Here is a 16,644-nt window from a genome sequence, read left to right on the forward strand (position 1 = left end):
TCAGCTCACGTTGACCGCGGTGTCGTCGATGAGGAACGACGTGGCGTAGAGGGAGTCCTCGGTGCCGGTGAACTTCAGGGTGACGGTCTGCCCGATGTAGGGCGCCAGGCTGACCGACTTCTGCACGTAGCCGGTCGTGTGGTTGAGGTTGGAGTAGGTGGCCAGGGTGGTGCTGCCCGCGGCCAGCGTCAGCTTGTCGTACGCCGAGGTGGTCGTGGTCTCCTGGGTGGAGATGTACAGGTAGAACGTCAGGTTGGCGCTGGTGCAGCTGGCCGGGATGGTCACCGACTGGGACAGCGTGTCGGTGTGGGTGCTGCCGTAGCCGTCCAGCCATGCCTTGTAGGAGCCGGAGTGCGCCGGGGCGCCGGTGCTGTTGTCGACGACGCCGGAGCTGGTCGTCCAGCCGGTGCTGCCGGACTCGAAGCCCGGGTTGGCCAGCAGCTGGCCGGCGGTGCAGCCGCCGCCACCGGTGCCGGTGACCGCCCAGGTGAAGCTCGCCGAGCCGGTCGCGCCGGTGGAGTCCTTGGCGGTGACCGTCACGCTGGAGCTGCCGGTCGCGGTCGGGGTGCCGGAGATCAGGCCGGAGGAGGCGTTGATCGACAGACCCGCGGGCAGGCCGGTGGCCGAGTAGGTCAGCGAGCCGCCGTTGGTCGAGCTGGCCTGGATCTGCAGGCTGGCCGCGGTGTTGACCACCGTGGACTGGTTGGCCGGCTGCGTCACCGTCACGCCCGAGGTGCTGACCCGGCTGCCGACGCCGATCGCCGCCCAGGTGTTGGCGACGGTGTTGTAGGTCGCGCTGCCCGCGCCCCACAGGTCGGCCGCGGCCTGCAGCGACTGGGTGCGCGCCGCCGCGTAGTTGGTGGTGGAGGTGAACCGCTCGGTGAGCGACTTGTACCAGAGCTTGAGGGCGTTGTCCCGGCCGATGCCGGGCACCGACAGGCCGTCCTTGGTCGGGCTGTTGTAGCTCACCCCGCCGATGACCTTGGCGCCGCTGCCCTCGGAGAGCAGGTAGAAGAAGTGGTTCGCCGGGCCGGAGGAGTAGTGGACGTCCACGCCGCCGATGCTGGAGTCCCAGTAGTCCTTGGACGCGCCGTCCTTGCTCGGCTTGTCCATGTAGCGCAGCGGGCTGCCGTCGCCGTTGATGTCGATCTTCTCGCCGATGAGGTAGTCACCCGGGTCGGCGGTGGTGTTGGCGTAGAACTCCACGCCGGTGCCGAAGATGTCGGAGGTCGCCTCGTTCAGGCCGCCGGACTCGCCGGAGTAGTTCAGGCCGGCGGTGTTGGAGGTGACGCCGTGGCTCATCTCGTGGCCGGCCACGTCCAGCGCGGTCAGCGGGTGGCTGTTGCCGCTGCCGTCGCCGTAGGTCATGCAGAAGCAGCTGTCGTCCCAGAACGCGTTCACGTAGTTGTTGCCGTAGTGCGTCCGGGAGTACGCGCCCACACCGTCGTTGCGTATGCCGTTGCGGCCGAAGGTGTTCTTGTAGAAGTCCCAGGTCTCCTGGGCGCCGAACGCCGCGTCCACGCCGGCCGTCTGCGCCGTGGCGCCGTTGCCGTCGCCCCAGGTGTCGGTGGAGTTGGTGAACAGCGTGCCGGTGCCGGACGTGGCGTGGTTGAGGTTGTACGTCTTGTGGCCGCCACGGGTGTTGTCGACCATCTGGTACGTGCTGCCGGACAGCGTGGTGGTGATGTTCACCTGGCCGCTGTACTCGCTGTTGCCGACGCCGGTCTCGATGCCCTGGTACTCGTAGAGCTTCGCACCGGTGGTCGCGTCGGTGACGACGTGCAACTGGCTCGGGGTGCCGTCGTCCTGGAGGCCGCCGATCACGGACTCCCACGCCAGCACCGGGACGCCGCCCGCGGCCCAGACGACCTTGCGCGGCGCGGCCGTCGCGGCCGGCGCGACGGCGCCGTCCGCCTTCGCCCGGTTCAGCGCGAAGGACTGCGCCGAGCCGGCGCTCCTGGCGGCCGTCGTCGTGGCCACCGCCAGCTGGGCGTTGGTGGCCTTGTCGACGCCGGTGGTGGCGCCGGCGGCGCTCTGGTGCACCACGAGGTCGCCGCCGAGCACCGGCAGGCCCTCGTAGGTGCGCTCGTAGCGGGTGTGGGTGCTGCCGTCCGCGTCCTTGACGACGTCCTTGACGACCAGCTTCTCCTTCGCGCCCAGGTGCAGCGAGGACGCGGTGGCCGCGGTGTCGGACCGCGCCTGGGACATCAGGGAGGCGTGCTGGGAAGCGGACAGTGTCAGGGGCAGGGCGCCGGCCCTGGGCTGGGCGTGCGACGCGGCGGCGCCGTTGCCGGCCGCGGGACTGGCCGACGCGGCCGTGGCGGGCAGCGTCACGGCGATCATGGCGGCGCCGGCGATCAGCGCTCCTGCGGCGGCTGTTGTGCGGGGGGATCTGCGCACTCCTGGACTCCTTCTGCGGCGACCGCGTGTGGCGGCCGGGACAGTACGGGCAGGTGGGGATGGTGGGCTGCCCGGTAGAGCTGGGTGTTGCGGGCACAGCGGTGTTGCTGCGCGCTGTGGAACGGGCCACAGAGTGGCATCCTTTACCTGTTCATGCCAGACCCGTGGCGGTGAATTGGCTGAAACCAGTTCGTTGTTCGGTCTCCGGCATCCGCATAGCGGGCGGATGTGAGCCCCGTGTTGCGTCGATGCAAACAAAATTCCGGTATGAAACCGCACATAACCGGGCGGGTGAGGCGGTGCACCGGGGTGGCCGGCGCCTGTTCTGTCAACTCACGGTGTGAGACGGGCGCCTGAAGTCGGCGGAAAAGCCGGCGGCCGGATCCTTTGCCCGCGCGGGGGACGCTGTTTGCCATGGGGCAGATCCCGCCAACCGAACCGCCGACCGAACGCGAGGAGCCGGCCCCCCGGGTGCGGGGGCCGGCTCCTGCGGGTCGTACGTGCGCTGCCGGGTCAGACGCAGAGGGACTCGCGGACGGTGCCGCCGACCACCGCGCACCAGGTGCTCAGGTCCACCTTGCCGGTGGGGCGCAGCCCGTGCAGGCGCTGCATGTCCTGGACGGCCTTCATCGTGCTGCGGTCGTACGCGCCGGTGACGCTCACGGTGTCGGCGTAGCCCTTGATCGCCAGCATGTACTGCACGGCCTCCACCGTGGGCCCGGTGGCGTCCTGGTAGACGGCCGGCGCCAGCGCCTCCCAGGTGGCGGTGTCGAAGGTGGCGTCGGCGGTGACCGGGATGCCGTGCGTGGTCTGGAAGTCGGCCACGATCGCGTTCATGTCGGTGCCGAACACGCCGGTGACCGCCAGGTCGGTGTAACCGGCGTTCACCAGCAGGTACTGCGCCACCTTCACCACCTGGCTGTCCACGAAGCGCCAGATGTCCGGCCAGCGCCGCGCGGGCGCGGCCGACGCGGGTACGCCCATGGCCTTCAGCACCCGCGAGCGCACCTGCGGGAACTGCGCGTAGAAGGCGATGCCCGGGCAGTCGGTGCCCAGTCGGAAGTCCCAGTGGCCGAAGATGTCCCAGGCGTTGAGGCGGAACTTCTGGCAGACCGCGACGCAGAGCTCGACGAGGGAGTCCAGGAGCGCCTGCGGCGGCGTCTCGGTGATGTAGGTGCCCTCGTTCTCGATGCCGATGGCGTTGCCGTTCTCACCCGGGCAGTGCGCCGAGATCACCTGGTGCTGGCCGGCGTCGAGGGTCTCCAGGCTGCGGTGCCGGCCTTCGAGGACGTAGCCGCCGCGGCTGACCGTGAAGTGCTGCCCGGTGTCCGCCCAGCCGTTGGTGTCCATGTGCAGGTTCTGGCAGTCCTTGGCCAGTTGCACGGCGTGCTCGCGGGAGTAGTCCGTGACGTTGGGGAACGCCATGTGGTGCAGGATGATCTTGTTGGTGGTGTTGCCGGTGATCTGGATCGGGCTGGACGGCGGGCGGGCGCCCCAGGTGTCGCAGTCGATGATCCAGGGAAACTCCGGTGAAGGGGTCGCACCGGCCGCGACCGGGAACGCGATCTCCGTCCCGACGACGGCGGCGACCGCCGTACCCAGGCCGACCCTGAACAGCGTGCGGCGGTCGACCTCGTGCTCGTGCATGGCCATGCGTGCTCCGCGGGCAACGTGGCAGCTTCTTCCGGCTACCACTGGGCAGACGGAGGATATTTCCAGGAGTTGACGGGGTGCCAGATATCTGCGCCGGCAAAATCTGGCGCGTACGTGTCATGCCAGCAGCGAAAACCAGGTGAGAGCTGTCAGTGGTGCCGCCTAGGGTCGTCTGGTGATGCCTGCCGCCGCCCCGGACCCCGCGCCCCCCGTCCGCTCCCGATCCGCCACCCGATCGCTGCTGCGGCTGGGGCCGTACGTCAGACCGATCCGGGCCAGACTGGGGATCTCCGCGGTGGTGGCGGTGGCCGCCTCCCTGATGGCGCTGCTCATCCCGCTGGTGCTGAAGTGGATGGTGGACGGCCCGGTCACCGACCACGACCCGAACGGGGTGTGGCTGGGCGGCGGTCTGGTGCTGCTGCTGGGACTACTGGAGGCCGGCCTGTTCGGCCTGCGCCGCTGGCTGGTGGCCCGCCCGCTGGCCGGCGTCGAGGCCCGGATGCGGTCCGACCTGTACCGGCACCTCCAGCGGCTGCCGGTGGAGTTCCACGACCGCTGGGCGTCGGGGCAACTGCTGTCCCGGGCCACCATGGACCTGCAGATCCTCCGGCTGTTCATGGCGTTCCCGCTGGTCTTCCTGGTGGTCAACGCCGCCACCGTGCTCATCGGCTTCGCGATCCTGTTCGCCCAGTCGTGGCTGCTCGGCCTGGTGCTGCTGGTCCCCGTCGTGCCGCTGATGATCCTCTGCTCGTACTTCGAGACCCACTACGCGCTGGCCGCCCGCAAGGCCCAGGACCAGGCCGGCGACCTGGCGACGGTCATCGAGGAGTCGGTGCTCGGCATCCGGATCATCAAGGCGTTCGGACGGCACCGCAGCCAGGCGCGCTCCTTCCGCAACCAGGCGCAGGGCCTGTGGGGCACCGAGATGCGCAAGGCCCGGCTGCTCTCCGACATCTGGGCCGTCATCATGACGCTGCCCGAACTGGCCATCGGCGCGGCGCTGGTGGTCGGCGTGCTCCAGGTCTCCGACGACAAGCTGTCCGCGGGCACCCTGGTGGCGTTCCTGTCGACCGCAATGGCGCTGCGCTGGCCGGTCGAGTCCATCGGCTTCCTGCTCGCCATGAGCAACGAGGCGGCGACCGCCGCCGACCGCTACTTCGAGGTGCTGGACACGCCCGAGGCCGACACCGACGGCCGGCAGGCGGCGCTGCGCGGCGACGGCGTCCGGCTGGCCGGCGTGCGGTTCCGCTACCCCGACGCCCCGGCCGGCACCCCCGACCTGCTCACCGGCGTCGACCTGCACATCCACCCCGGCGAGACGATGGCCCTGGTCGGCGCCACCGGATGCGGCAAGACCACCCTCACCGCGCTGCTGCCGCGCCTGCACGACGCCACCGGCGGCCGGATCACCCTGGACGGCGCGGACATCGCGGAGCTGCCGGTCGGCCGGGTCCGCGAACTGGTCGCCGTCGCCTTCGAGGAGCCGACGCTGTTCTCCGCCTCGGTCCGCGAGAACGTCGCCATGGGCGCGGGCCCCGGCGGCGCGGACGACGCCGATGTGCGCCGGGCCCTGGACATCGCCCAGTGCGACTTCGTCGACCGGCTCCCCGACGGCCTGGACACCCAGGTCGGCGAGCAGGGCCTGAGCCTGTCCGGCGGCCAGCGGCAGCGGCTCGCGCTGGCCCGCGCGGTCGTCGGCCGCCCCCCGTTCCTGGTCCTCGACGACCCGCTGTCCGCGCTCGACGTGCACACCGAGGCGCTGGTCGAGGGCGCGCTGCGCGAGGTGCTGCAGCACACCACCGCGCTGGTCGTCGCCCACCGGCCGTCCACCGTGCTGCTCGCCGACCGCGTCGCGCTGATGTCCGACGGGCGGATCACCGCGGTCGGCACCCACACCGAACTGCTGCGGGACAGCGCCGAGTACCGCCATCTGATGTCCGGGACCGGACAGGACGACGGCAGCCGCGACCACGACCGCCACGAGACCGCCGACCTGGAGAGGAGCGACGCCCGATGACCTCCGTGGCCGACCACGAGGAACAGGCGCCGGCGCCCGGCGCTCCCGACGCCGTCGCCCCGGGCGCCCCCGACCCGTTCGACCGGGACGTGCTGCCGGCGCCGAAGAACGCCCAGCTCACGCTGCTGGGCTCGCTGCTCGGCCCGCACCGGGCCCGGGTGTGGACCGCCGCCGTGCTGCTGCTGATCCAGCAGGCCGCGGTGCAGGCCGGGCCGCTGCTCGTCGCCTACGCCATCGACCACGCCATCCCGCAGGTGCGGCACGGCCGGCACGGCGCGCTGATCGCCGTCGCGATCGGCTACCTCGGCTGCGGCCTGGCCTCCGGCATCCTGCAGCGCGGCTTCATCCGGGTGGCCGCCCGGGTCAGCCAGGACGTGCTGATCGACCTGCGCGGGCGGATCTTCCGGCACGCGCAGTCGCTGAGCCTGGACTTCCACGAGCGCTACACCTCGGGCCGGCTGATCGCCCGCGCCACCTCCGACGTCGAGGCCATCAGGGAACTGCTCACCGACGGCCTGGAGGAGCTGGTCGGCGTCGTGCTGTCCGCGGTGTACATCACCGCGCTGCTGATGTTCCTCGACTGGAAGCTGGGCCTGGCCACCCTGGTCAGCTACGTGCCGCTGTACTGGGCGATCCGGGTCTTCCAGCGGCGCTCGATGGTGGCCTACCGCAAGCGGTCCACGGCCATCGCCGCGGTGATCGTGAAGTTCACCGAGACCATGAACGGCATCCGCCCGGTCAAGGCGTTCCGCCGCGAGGAGCCCAACGACGCGGCGTTCGCCGCCCTCAACCACCGCCACGAGCGGGCCAACGGCGACGCGATCCTGGAGATGGCCCGCTACGTCGTCGGCTCCCGGCTGATCGCCAACGTCACCATCGCCGCGATCGTGCTCTGGGGCGCCTACCGGGTCGCCGAGGGCGGGATGGCGCTGGGCGTGCTCGCCGCGTTCGTGCTCTATCTGCGGCGGCTGTACGACCCCATCGACCGGCTGGGCATGTTCCTCAACTCCTACCAGTCGGCGGCCGCCTCGCTGGAGAAGATCGCCGGGCTGCTGGCGCAGGCGCCGGCCGTCCCCGAACCCGCCCACCCGGTGCCGCTGCCGGAGCGGACCGGCGGCATCCCCGGGCGCGAGGTCGCCTTCGAGGACGTGCGGTTCGCCTACCGCACCGGCGGCGAGGTGCTGCCGCGCTTCGACCTGCGGCTGCCGGCCGGCCAGACCGTCGCCGTCGTCGGCGCGACCGGCGCCGGCAAGTCCACCCTCGCCAAGCTGCTGGCCCGCTTCTACGACCCGACGTCGGGCCGGGTGACGCTGGACGGCGTGGAACTGCGCGACATGGCCCTGGCCGACCTGCGGCGCGGCGTGGTCATGGTGACCCAGGAGGCGTTCCTGTTCTCCGGCACGGTCGCCGACAACATCGCCATCGGCCGGCCGGACGCCACCCGGGAGGAGATCGAGGCCGCGGCCAAGGCGATCGGCGCGCACGACTTCATCACGGCGCTGCCGGACGGCTACGACACCGACGTCCGCAAGCGCGGCGGCCGGATCTCCGCCGGCCAGCGGCAGCTCGTCGCCTTCGCCCGGGCGCTGCTCGCCGACCCGGCGGTGCTGATCCTCGACGAGGCGACGTCGTCGCTCGACATCCCCGGCGAGCGGGCCGTCCAGCACGCCATGGCCACCGTGCTCACCGGCCGTACGGCGGTGATCATCGCCCACCGGCTGTCCACCGTGGAGATCGCCGACCGCGTGCTGGTGATGCAGGGCGGCCGCATCGTCGAAGACGGCACCCCCGCCGAACTCGTCGCGAGCGACGGCCACTTCGCCGGCCTCCACCAGGCCTGGCGGGACAGCCTGGTCTGACCGGTCCCCTCCGGGGGCGGATCGGGCGGGCGGGGCGCGCCAGGGCCGAAACGGGTCCCGCCCGCCCGCGGGAGGGACCCGGCCGCCGGCCTAGTGGTTGGGCGCGCGGCGGAGGTTGCGGACCGCGGGGACGGAGAGCAGGGTCGAGGCGACGGCCACGGCGACGACGCTGCCGGCCAGCAGGACGTGGCGGGCGCCGAAGGCCGCCGCGGCCGGGCCGGCCAGGGCCTGGCCGACCGGCAGCATCGCCACCGAGCCGGCGACCTCGTAGGCGTGGATGCGGTTGAGGATGTCCCCGGGCACCTGCGTCTGCACGGACGTGGCCCAGTTGACGCCCCAGTAGGCCGAGCCGACGCCGGCCGCGAAGACGCAGGCGCAGATCGCCCCGACCGGCAGGGCGAGGCCGACCGAGAGCGGCATCAGGGCGGTGAGGAAGAGGGCGCACGACCCGGCGCGCAGTTGCCGCTGCGCCCGCAGCCGGATCGCCAGCAGCGCGCCCACCGCGGTGCCGCCGCCCATCGCCGAGTTGACCAGGCCGTAGGCGCCGGCGCCGTGCGCCGGGATGATCTGCCCGGCGGACAGCGGGACGTAGGGGCCGGTGGTGCAGACCATGAGCACCATCCACACCACGATCACCGCCCACATCCAGGTGCGGGCCCTGAACTCCCGCCAGCCCTCGACCAGATCGGTGCGGAAGCCGTTGACGGCCTTCGCCAGCCGCGGGGCCTCCGGGGCCAGCCGCAGCAGCATCAGGCACACCGCGCTGGTGGCGTAGGTGGAGGCGTGCACCAGGAACACCATCCCCGGGGAGGTGAGCCCGATCAGCAGGCCGGCGAAGGCCGGGCCGAGCAGCGCCGCGGTCGACTCCGCGGTCCTGGTCACCCCGTTCGCGCCCTGCACGTCGCTGGCCACCCGCACCAGCGTGCTGGCCACGCCCGGTTGGAAGAGCGCGGCCATGGTGCCGTTGACCACGGCGATGGCCACGACCTCCCACAACCGGATGTGGTGGGTGAGGAACAGCACCGCGCCGAGCGTCTGCGTGACCACCCGCACCGAGTCCGCGCCGATCATCAGGGCCCGCGCGTTGAAGCGGTCGGCGAAGACCCCGCCGAAGATCACGAATCCGGCGAAGCACGCGGTGGACGCGGCCATCACCAGACCGATGTCGCCTGCCGAGTAGCCGTACGTCAGCAGCCCCGCCGACAGCGCGACCGGCAGCATGGTGTCGCCGAGCATCGCGACGGTCCGGGCGATGAAGTACAGCCGGAAGTTGGGCGACCACAGGCGTCCCCCCGACCCGCCGCCCGCGGTCCAGCGGGTGCCGCGCCCGGTGCGCCTTCCCGTGCCGCTCCCCGCGCCGGGGCCGGTACGTGCACCGGTGCCCGGACCCGCGCCGGTGCCGGTGTTCTTGCTGGTACTGGCGGTGTCGTCGGGACCTGGACAGGGCAGGGCGGCGTCGTGACCGGACGAGGGTGAACTCACGCGGCCAATATGGACTGGACCACTCAGTGCCGTCCAGGCGATTCCGGATCGCAGACATCCCGCGCCCGGAACAACCGCACCGAGCGGGCCGCCACGGTCACCGGCTCCCCGGCCGGCAGGGCCTCCTCCCCGGCCGTCCAGGGCTCTTCCGCGGCGGTGTCCAGCACCGGCTCGTACGCGGCCGCCCAGGGCCTGCCGGGCAGCACGAACGGGATCGGGCGGTGCCCGGAGTGCACCAGCAGCAGGAAGCTGTCGTCGACGACGGGCTCGCCGCGCGCGTCGCGCTGCGGGATGTCCCGGCCGGACAGGAACATCCCGAGCGTCGAGGACGCCGCGAACCAGTCCGCGTCCGTCATCTCCCGCCCGCCGGGCTCGAACCAGGCCACGTCGCGCAGCCCTTCGGGCGCGAGGGGCGTGCCGGAGAAGAACCCGCCGCGCCGCAGCACCGGATGGGCGTGGCGCAGCGCGACCAGCCGGGCGGTCAGCTCGCGCAGCCCGCGCCACCGCGGGTCGTCCAGCAGCGACCAGTCCACCCAGCTCGTCTCGTTGTCCTGGCAGTACGCGTTGTTGTTGCCGCCCTGGGTGCGGCCCATCTCGTCGCCGGCCACCAGCATCGGCACGCCGGTGGACAGCAGCAGGGTGGCCATCAGGTTGCGCAGCTGGCGGCCGCGCAGCGCCAGCACCTCCGGGTCCTCGGTCGGGCCCTCGGCGCCGCAGTTCCACGAGCGGTTGTCGTCGGTGCCGTCCCGGCCGTCCTCGCCGTTGGCCTCGTTGTGCTTGGCGTTGTGGCTGACCAGGTCGCGCAGCGTGAAACCGTCGTGCGCGGTCACGTAGTTGACCGAGGCGTAGGGGCGGCGGCCGCCCCAGTCGTACAGGTCGCTGGAGCCCGACAGCCGGTAGCCGAGATCGCGCACGTCGCCGGCCGCGCCCCGCCAGAAGTCCCGCACGGTGTCCCGGAACCGGTCGTTCCACTCGGTCCACAGCGGCGGGAACGCGCCGACCTGGTAGCCGCCCGCGCCCACGTCCCACGGCTCGGCGATCAGCTTGACCCGGCGCAGCACCGGGTCCTGGGCGATCACCGCGAGGAACGGCGAGAGCATGTCGACGTCGTGCATCGAACGGGCCAGCGCCGCGGCCAGGTCGAAGCGGAAGCCGTCCACGCCCATCTCCGTCACCCAGTACCGCAGCGAGTCGGTGATCAGCCGCAGCACGTGTGGCTGCACCACGCTGAGGGTGTTGCCGCAGCCGGTGTAGTCGGCGTAGCCGCGCGGGTCGCCGGCCAGCCGGTAGTAGCCGCGGTTGTCGATGCCGCGCAGCGAGAGCGTGGGGCCGCCCTGCCCGCCCTCGGCGGTGTGGTTGTAGACGACGTCCAGGATCACCTCGATGCCCGCCGCGTGCAGCGCCCGCACCATCCGCTTGAACTCGCCGACCTGCTCGCCGCGGGTGCCGCTGGAGCTGTAGGCGGCGTGCGGCGCGAAGTAGCCGATCGAGTTGTAGCCCCAGTAGTTGCGCATGCCCCGGCGCTGCAGATGGTCCTCGTGCGCGAACTGGTGCACCGGCAGCAGCTCCACGGCCGTCACGCCGAGCCCGGTCAAGTGGGCGACGGCGGCCGGATGGGCCAGCCCGGCGTAGGTGCCGCGCAGCTGCGCCGGGATGTCCGGGTGGCGGCGGGTGAAGCCGCGCACGTGCAGCTCGTAGATCACCGAGTCCGACCACGGCGTCTTCGGCCGGCGGTCGTCCTCCCAGTCGTCGTCATCGTCGACGACGACGCCCTTGGGGACGAACGGGGCCGAGTCGCGGTTGTCCCGCACGGTGTCCGCGACCTCCGGTTCCGGCCAGTTCGGCACGTGCCCGTACATCTCGGGGGCGAGCACGAACTCGCCGTCCACCGCCCGCGCGTACGGGTCGAGCAGCAGCTTCGCCGGGTTCCAGCGGGCGCCGGTCCACGGGTCCCAGCGGCCGCCGACCCGGTAGCCGTAGCGCCGCCCGGGCAGCACGCCGGGGACGAAGCCGTGCCACACCTCATGGGTCAGCTCGGTCAGCGGGGCCCGCGTCTCGGTGCCGTCGGCGTCGAACAGGCACAGCTCCACGGACTCGGCACCGCCCGCCCACAGGGCGAAGTTGGTGCCGGGACGGCCGTCGGGACCGGTGCGGAAGCGGGCGCCGAGCGGGTGCGGGGTGCCGGGCCACACCGTCGCGGTGGCCGGGACGGGCGCGCCGCCCGGCTCGCCGGGAGCGGCGCGGGGGCGCGGGGGCGCGGCGGCCGGGGCAGGCCGGGGGGAGGCCTGTGCCGGTCCGGCGACGCCGAACTCGCGTGTCTCGGACACGTGTCATCCTCCCGCGGCTCCGGTACGGCGCTGCCGGGCTCCCGTGCCCGGGCGGCTGCGTCCGTCCTCGTCTGTCAGTGCTTCTCGGCGTCTCTCGTCGTGCGTCCTCGAACGTGCTGCTGCGTGCTCGTACGCGGTCCCGTGCTTCTGTCCTTCCTCCCATCCTTCCCACCTGGCGGTTCCCAGTCACCCGCCGTCCGCCCGCGGTCCGCCTCGCCGTTCCCGATGAGCCGGGGGAGGGGCGGCAGCCGGCCGGCACGGGGCCAACCGGGGGGTGACGCGGGCCGGCGTACGGCCGACGGGATGGGTTTCGGGGCGGACGCGTTGCCCCGGGGCGGTGGCGTCGTTACGGGGATCGTGAGCACATCGGCCAGGCGCACGACGGGGGCGCGAACGGTACTCGGAGCGCTGACGGCAGCCGTGCTGCTGCTGGCGGGCGCCTGCTCCGGCGGCAGCCACCCCAAGGGGGCCGACGCCCCGAAACCCCCGCACGACACCTTCATCGGCTACTTCAGCCCCGAGGACCGGTCGACTGTCGGGACCGGAATGATCATCTCGCTGCGGTTCAACCGGCACATCACCGACCGGCCCGCGGTCGAGCGCGGCATCACCGTCACCAGCGTCCCGGCGCTGCCCGTCGCCGGCCACTGGTTCGGCGACGAGCGGCTCGACCTGCGCCCGGCCGACTTCTGGCCGGCGGGCACCCGGATCACCCTGTCGCTCCGGTTGCGCGGTGTGCAGGGCGCCCCGCACACCTACGGCACGCAGTCCAAGGACGTCGCCTTCCTCGTCGGCCGCGACCAGCGCAGCACCGTGGACGCGGTGGAGCACACCATGACCGTGGTGCGCGGCGGGCATCTGCTGCGGGTCCTGCCGGTGACCGTCGGCAGTCCCGAGCACACCACCTACAACGGCGTGATGGTGATCTTCGACAAGTACCGGGTGACCCGGATGAACGGGCGCACGGTCGGCTTCGGCGGGGAGTACGACATCCCGGACGTGCCGCACGCGATGCGGCTGACCACCTCGGGCACCTTCGTGCACGGCAACTACTGGTCGCCGCCCGGGGTGTTCGGCGAGGACAACGTCAGCCACGGCTGCATCGGGCTGCAGGACCTCAAGGGCGGCGGCGAGGACACCCCGGCCGGCTGGTTCTACGACAACTCCCTCATCGGTGACGCCGTCCGGGTGGTGGACTCCGACGACCGCGTCGTGGACCCGGACAACGGCCTCGGCGGCTGGAACCTGAGCTGGCCGCAGTGGCTGGCCGGCTCCGCCCTGCACTGAGACCCGGCCCCGCACCGGGACCGGCCGCGCAGAGCCCCGCGCCGGGTCCGGCCCCCGACGTGCGGAGGTCCCGGTGCCGTGCGGTCGCACGGCGCCGGGACCTTCAGGGAAGGGATCCCCGCGGTGGTCAGATCTCCTCGGTGGCGGGGCCCTCCTCCCTCGCCTCCGCCGCGACCGCGCGGGCCCTGATGATCGGCGAGATGAGCGTGTCGTAGACCAGGACGCCGATCACGCCGCCGACCAGTGGGCCGACGATGGGGATCCACCAATAATGGTCGAACCAGGTGAACTTGCCCGGTAGGGCGATGGAGCCCCAGCCCTCGAAGTAGGTGAACAGCCGGGGGCCGAAGTCGCGGGCGGGGTTGATCGCGTACCCGGCGTTGGTGCCGAAGCTCAGGCCGATCGCCACGACCACCAGGCCGATCAGGTACGGGTGCAGGTTGACGCCCGGCGCGGTGTTGCGCAGGTCGATCAGCGCGCAGATCAGCAGCAGCAGGATCCCGGTGCCGATCATCTGGTCGAGGAACGGGCCCCACCAGGAGTTCCCGAAGTACTGGGCCGGGAACGTCGCGAAGATCGAATAGGTGTTGAGCGACTTGTCACGTGGGGTTCCCGACTTGGTGTCGAAGAACTCGATCGCCCAGTGGTACGAGGCGTAGACGAGGGCCGCGGCGACGAAGGCGCCGAAGACCTGGGCCAGCCAGTAGGGCAGGACCTTGCGCCAGGGGAAGTCCCTGCGCACGGCGAAGCCGAGGGTCACTGCCGGGTTGAGGTGGGCGCCGCTGACCCCGCCCGCGACGTAGACGCCGAACACCACGGCCAGACCCCAGCCCCACGAGATGATGAGCCAGTTGGGGGCACCGAACGGCACTACCTGCCGTCCTGAGCCCGGCAGGCCCACGACGGCGACAGCAACCGAACCGACGCCGAACAGAATCAGTACGAACGTCCCCAGGAACTCGGCGATCATTTCACCGCCGAGACCCTCTCGATAACCGCGTCGACGCGCGGGAGCGCGCTCAGCCATCGCCATCGGTCTCTCCTTGGTCGGTAGTGAGAACAGACTTATCACCGCATGACGGACATTGCGGACCGCACCAAGTCCATCGGGGTGAACGGCCCGGCGTGCCGGTCGGCGGAACCCGCTCGGCCGGGGTTCCTGCCGGTAGCGCCGGCCGTGGAACCGGGCGGGAGAACTGGGACGGAACGGTGACAATCCATCGGCCTTGACGGTGCCGTCGATGTGGTTGTCTTGCGGTGGCAGGGGGGAGACCGGGTGTTCGTGCACACACCGTGTGCGCAAGCGGAATCAGGGGAGCGGAGAAGGTGAAGCCGAAAGGCCTACGGCGGCCGGGTGCCAGGAGGAGCGCGGTCGCGCTCGTGCTCGGCGGTCTGCTGGTGCTGGCAACGGCCTGCGGGCCGGACGACGGGAACAAGGCCGGCGCCGACGACGGCGGGAAGGGCGGCGCGGGCGGCAGTGGCTCGCCGACCGCCGCGGTGTCCACCGCGGTCGTGTCCATCCTGCCGAAGGACGGCGCCTCGAACGTGCCGACCACCGGCTCCCTGAAGGTCACCGCGTCGGGTGGCAGGCTGTCGTCGGTCGTGGTCAAGGACGACAAGGGCACGGCGGTGCCCGGCACCATCTCCGCGGACGGCCTGGGCTGGACCCCGGACGACCACCTGGACACCTCGACGCAGTACACCGTGGACGCCGTCGCCAAGGACGGCGCGGGCCGCGAGTCCGACAAGCACGCCTCGTTCACCACGGTCGTGCCCAAGGACAGCTTCGTCGGGTTCTTCACGCCCGAGGACGGCTCGACCGTCGGCGTCGGCATGGAGGTCTACCTGCACTTCAACCGGGCCATCAGCAACAAGAAGGCGGTCGAGCGCGGGCTGACCGTCACCGCCTCCCCGGCCGTGCAGGTGGCCGCGAAGTGGAACGGCGACCAGGACCTGTACATCCGCCCGGCCGAGTACTGGGCGGCCGGCACGAAGGTGACGCTGGGCCTGAACCTCAACGGTGTCGAGGGCGCCCCCGGCGTGTACGGAAAGCAGCACAAGACCGTGCACTTCACCGTCGCCCGCCGCCAGGTCAGCATCGTCGACGCGGCCAAGCACACCATGACCGTGTACCGGGACAGCAAGGTCCTTCGGACCATCCCGATCTCCTCGGGCGCCCCCGACCACACCACGTACAACGGCAAGATGGTGATCTCCGAGAAGTACCTGAAGACCCGGATGAACGGCGACACCGTGGGCTTCGGCGGGGAGTACGACATCCCGGACGTGCCGCACGCCATGCGGCTGACCAACTCGGGCACCTTCATCCACGGCAACTACTGGGCCGCTTCCTCGGTGTTCGGCAACAGCAACACCAGCCACGGCTGCGTGGGCCTGCACGACGTCCAGGGCGCCGGCGACCCGAGCACCCCGGCGGCCTGGTTCTACGCCAACTCGCTGATCGGCGACGTCGTCCAGGTGGTCAACTCCAAGGACCGCACGGTCCAGTGGTACAACGGCCTGAACGGCTGGAACCTCAGCTGGAGCCAGTGGCTGGCGTCCTGAATCCGGTCGCGTACGCTCCGGACCATGACTGTGACCCTGGAAGTCGACGAAGGCGTCGGCACCCTCCGGCTGGAGCGGCCGCCGATGAACGCGCTGGACAGCGCCACGCAGGACCGGCTGAAGGCGCTGGCGGAGGAGGTCTCCCGGCGCCCCGACGTGCGAGCCGTGGTGGTCTGGGGCGGCGAGAAGGTGTTCGCCGCCGGCGCGGACATCAAGGAGATGCAGGCCATGTCCTACCAGGACATGGTGGACCGGTCGGGTGACCTGCAGGACGCGTTCACCGCGGTGGCCCGGATCCCCAAGCCGGTGGTCGCCGCGGTCACCGGGTACGCGCTGGGCGGCGGCTGCGAGCTGGCGCTGTGCGCCGACTTCCGGATCGCCGCGGAGAACGCCAAGCTCGGCCAGCCGGAGATCCTGCTCGGCCTGATCCCCGGCGCCGGCGGCACCCAGCGGCTGTCCCGGCTGATCGGCCCGTCCCGCGCCAAGGACCTGATCTTCACCGGCCGGATGGTCGCCGCCGACGAGGCGCTGACCCTCGGCCTGGTCGACCGGGTGGTGCCCCCCGGCGAGGTGTACGCGCAGGCGCACGCCTGGGCCGCCCGGCTGGCCCGCGGACCGGCCTACGCCCTGCGGGCCGCCAAGGAGGCGGTCGACGCCGGCCTCGACGCGGGACTGGACACCGGCCTGGCCATCGAACGCACCCTGTTCGCCGGCCTGTTCGCCACCGAGGACCGCGAGACGGGGATGCGCAGCTTCGTCGAGGAGGGCCCTGGCAAGGCGAAGTTCGCCTGAGCCAGGAGCCGTTGAGTGGCGGGGTGAACATCACGGAGGGTGCGCGGTCTGCCTTAAGGCAACCTTAAGTGAACCTTAAGGGATTGCCGGCCGCTCACCCTCCGCGTCTGCGGAGGATGGCTCAACTCCGCAGGCGGGTGGGGGTGTTCGGGGATGTTTTATGCCGGGCGAATATGCCGAAACCAGCGCGCCCTCCCCCCGTTCTGGGGTGGTGAATTCCCGGGGTTACTCCCCGGAACCCCGTGGTTGCAGCCATCATGAG

General features: G+C 71.7%; 10 protein-coding genes. 5 read left to right on the forward strand and 5 right to left on the reverse strand.

The features are described 5' to 3' along the window. Both ACH4TG_RS11275 and ACH4TG_RS11280 read right to left on the reverse strand, forming a co-directional pair. Positions 1-2,343 (reverse strand): M4 family metallopeptidase, encoded by a 2,343-nt coding sequence (locus tag ACH4TG_RS11275; protein ID WP_398242132.1) that lies wholly within the window; start codon positions 2,341-2,343, stop codon positions 1-3. A gap of 570 nt (positions 2,344-2,913) precedes the next feature. Next, positions 2,914-4,053, reverse strand: a complete 1,140-nt coding sequence (locus ACH4TG_RS11280) for a peptidoglycan-binding protein (protein WP_398241928.1) — start codon at positions 4,051-4,053, stop codon at positions 2,914-2,916. Between the two features lie 178 nt (positions 4,054-4,231). Between ACH4TG_RS11280 and ACH4TG_RS11285 the strand changes: the two genes are divergently transcribed. Both ACH4TG_RS11285 and ACH4TG_RS11290 read left to right on the forward strand, forming a co-directional pair. Beyond that, positions 4,232-6,070 carry an ABC transporter ATP-binding protein gene (locus tag ACH4TG_RS11285; RefSeq protein ID WP_398241929.1) on the forward strand — a complete coding sequence of 613 codons (1,839 nt, stop codon included), beginning with the start codon at positions 4,232-4,234 and terminating at the stop codon, positions 6,068-6,070. Then, entirely contained in the window at positions 6,067-7,929 is a 1,863-nt protein-coding gene (locus ACH4TG_RS11290; protein WP_398241930.1) for an ABC transporter ATP-binding protein, read from the forward strand. The genes ACH4TG_RS11285 and ACH4TG_RS11290 overlap by 4 nt, the downstream gene beginning before the upstream one ends. Before the next feature lie 90 nt (positions 7,930-8,019). Here ACH4TG_RS11290 and ACH4TG_RS11295 read toward each other — a convergent pair whose 3' ends face one another. After that, a complete protein-coding gene (locus ACH4TG_RS11295; protein WP_398241931.1) occupies positions 8,020-9,411 on the reverse strand; it encodes an MFS transporter in 1,392 nt (463 codons plus the stop codon). Between the two features lie 23 nt (positions 9,412-9,434). Next, positions 9,435-11,738 carry a glycogen debranching protein GlgX gene (gene glgX / locus ACH4TG_RS11300; protein ID WP_398241932.1) on the reverse strand — a complete coding sequence of 768 codons (2,304 nt, stop codon included), beginning with the start codon at positions 11,736-11,738 and terminating at the stop codon, positions 9,435-9,437. Between the two features lie 225 nt (positions 11,739-11,963). On the opposite strand from glgX, the gene ACH4TG_RS11305 reads away from it, so the two are divergent. Then, positions 11,964-13,025, forward strand: a complete 1,062-nt coding sequence (locus ACH4TG_RS11305) for an Ig-like domain-containing protein (protein WP_398241933.1) — start codon at positions 11,964-11,966, stop codon at positions 13,023-13,025. Positions 13,026-13,152: 127 nt separating this feature from the next. Here ACH4TG_RS11305 and ACH4TG_RS11310 read toward each other — a convergent pair whose 3' ends face one another. After that, positions 13,153-14,052, reverse strand: a complete 900-nt coding sequence (locus ACH4TG_RS11310) for an MIP/aquaporin family protein (protein ID WP_398242133.1) — start codon at positions 14,050-14,052, stop codon at positions 13,153-13,155. A 299-nt stretch (positions 14,053-14,351) separates the two neighbouring features. On the opposite strand from ACH4TG_RS11310, the gene ACH4TG_RS11315 reads away from it, so the two are divergent. Both ACH4TG_RS11315 and ACH4TG_RS11320 read left to right on the forward strand, forming a co-directional pair. Next, positions 14,352-15,590 (forward strand): Ig-like domain-containing protein, encoded by a 1,239-nt coding sequence (locus tag ACH4TG_RS11315; protein WP_398241934.1) that lies wholly within the window; start codon positions 14,352-14,354, stop codon positions 15,588-15,590. Positions 15,591-15,614: 24 nt separating this feature from the next. Next, positions 15,615-16,382: an enoyl-CoA hydratase/isomerase family protein gene (locus ACH4TG_RS11320; protein ID WP_398241935.1), complete on the forward strand. Its 768-nt coding sequence runs from the start codon at positions 15,615-15,617 to the stop codon at positions 16,380-16,382. Positions 16,383-16,644: the final 262 nt, after the last annotated feature.

The sequence above is a fragment of the Streptomyces sp. NPDC020917 genome (genome assembly GCF_044333795.1).
In the GTDB taxonomy this organism is placed as follows: Bacteria; Actinomycetota; Actinomycetes; order Streptomycetales; family Streptomycetaceae; genus Actinacidiphila.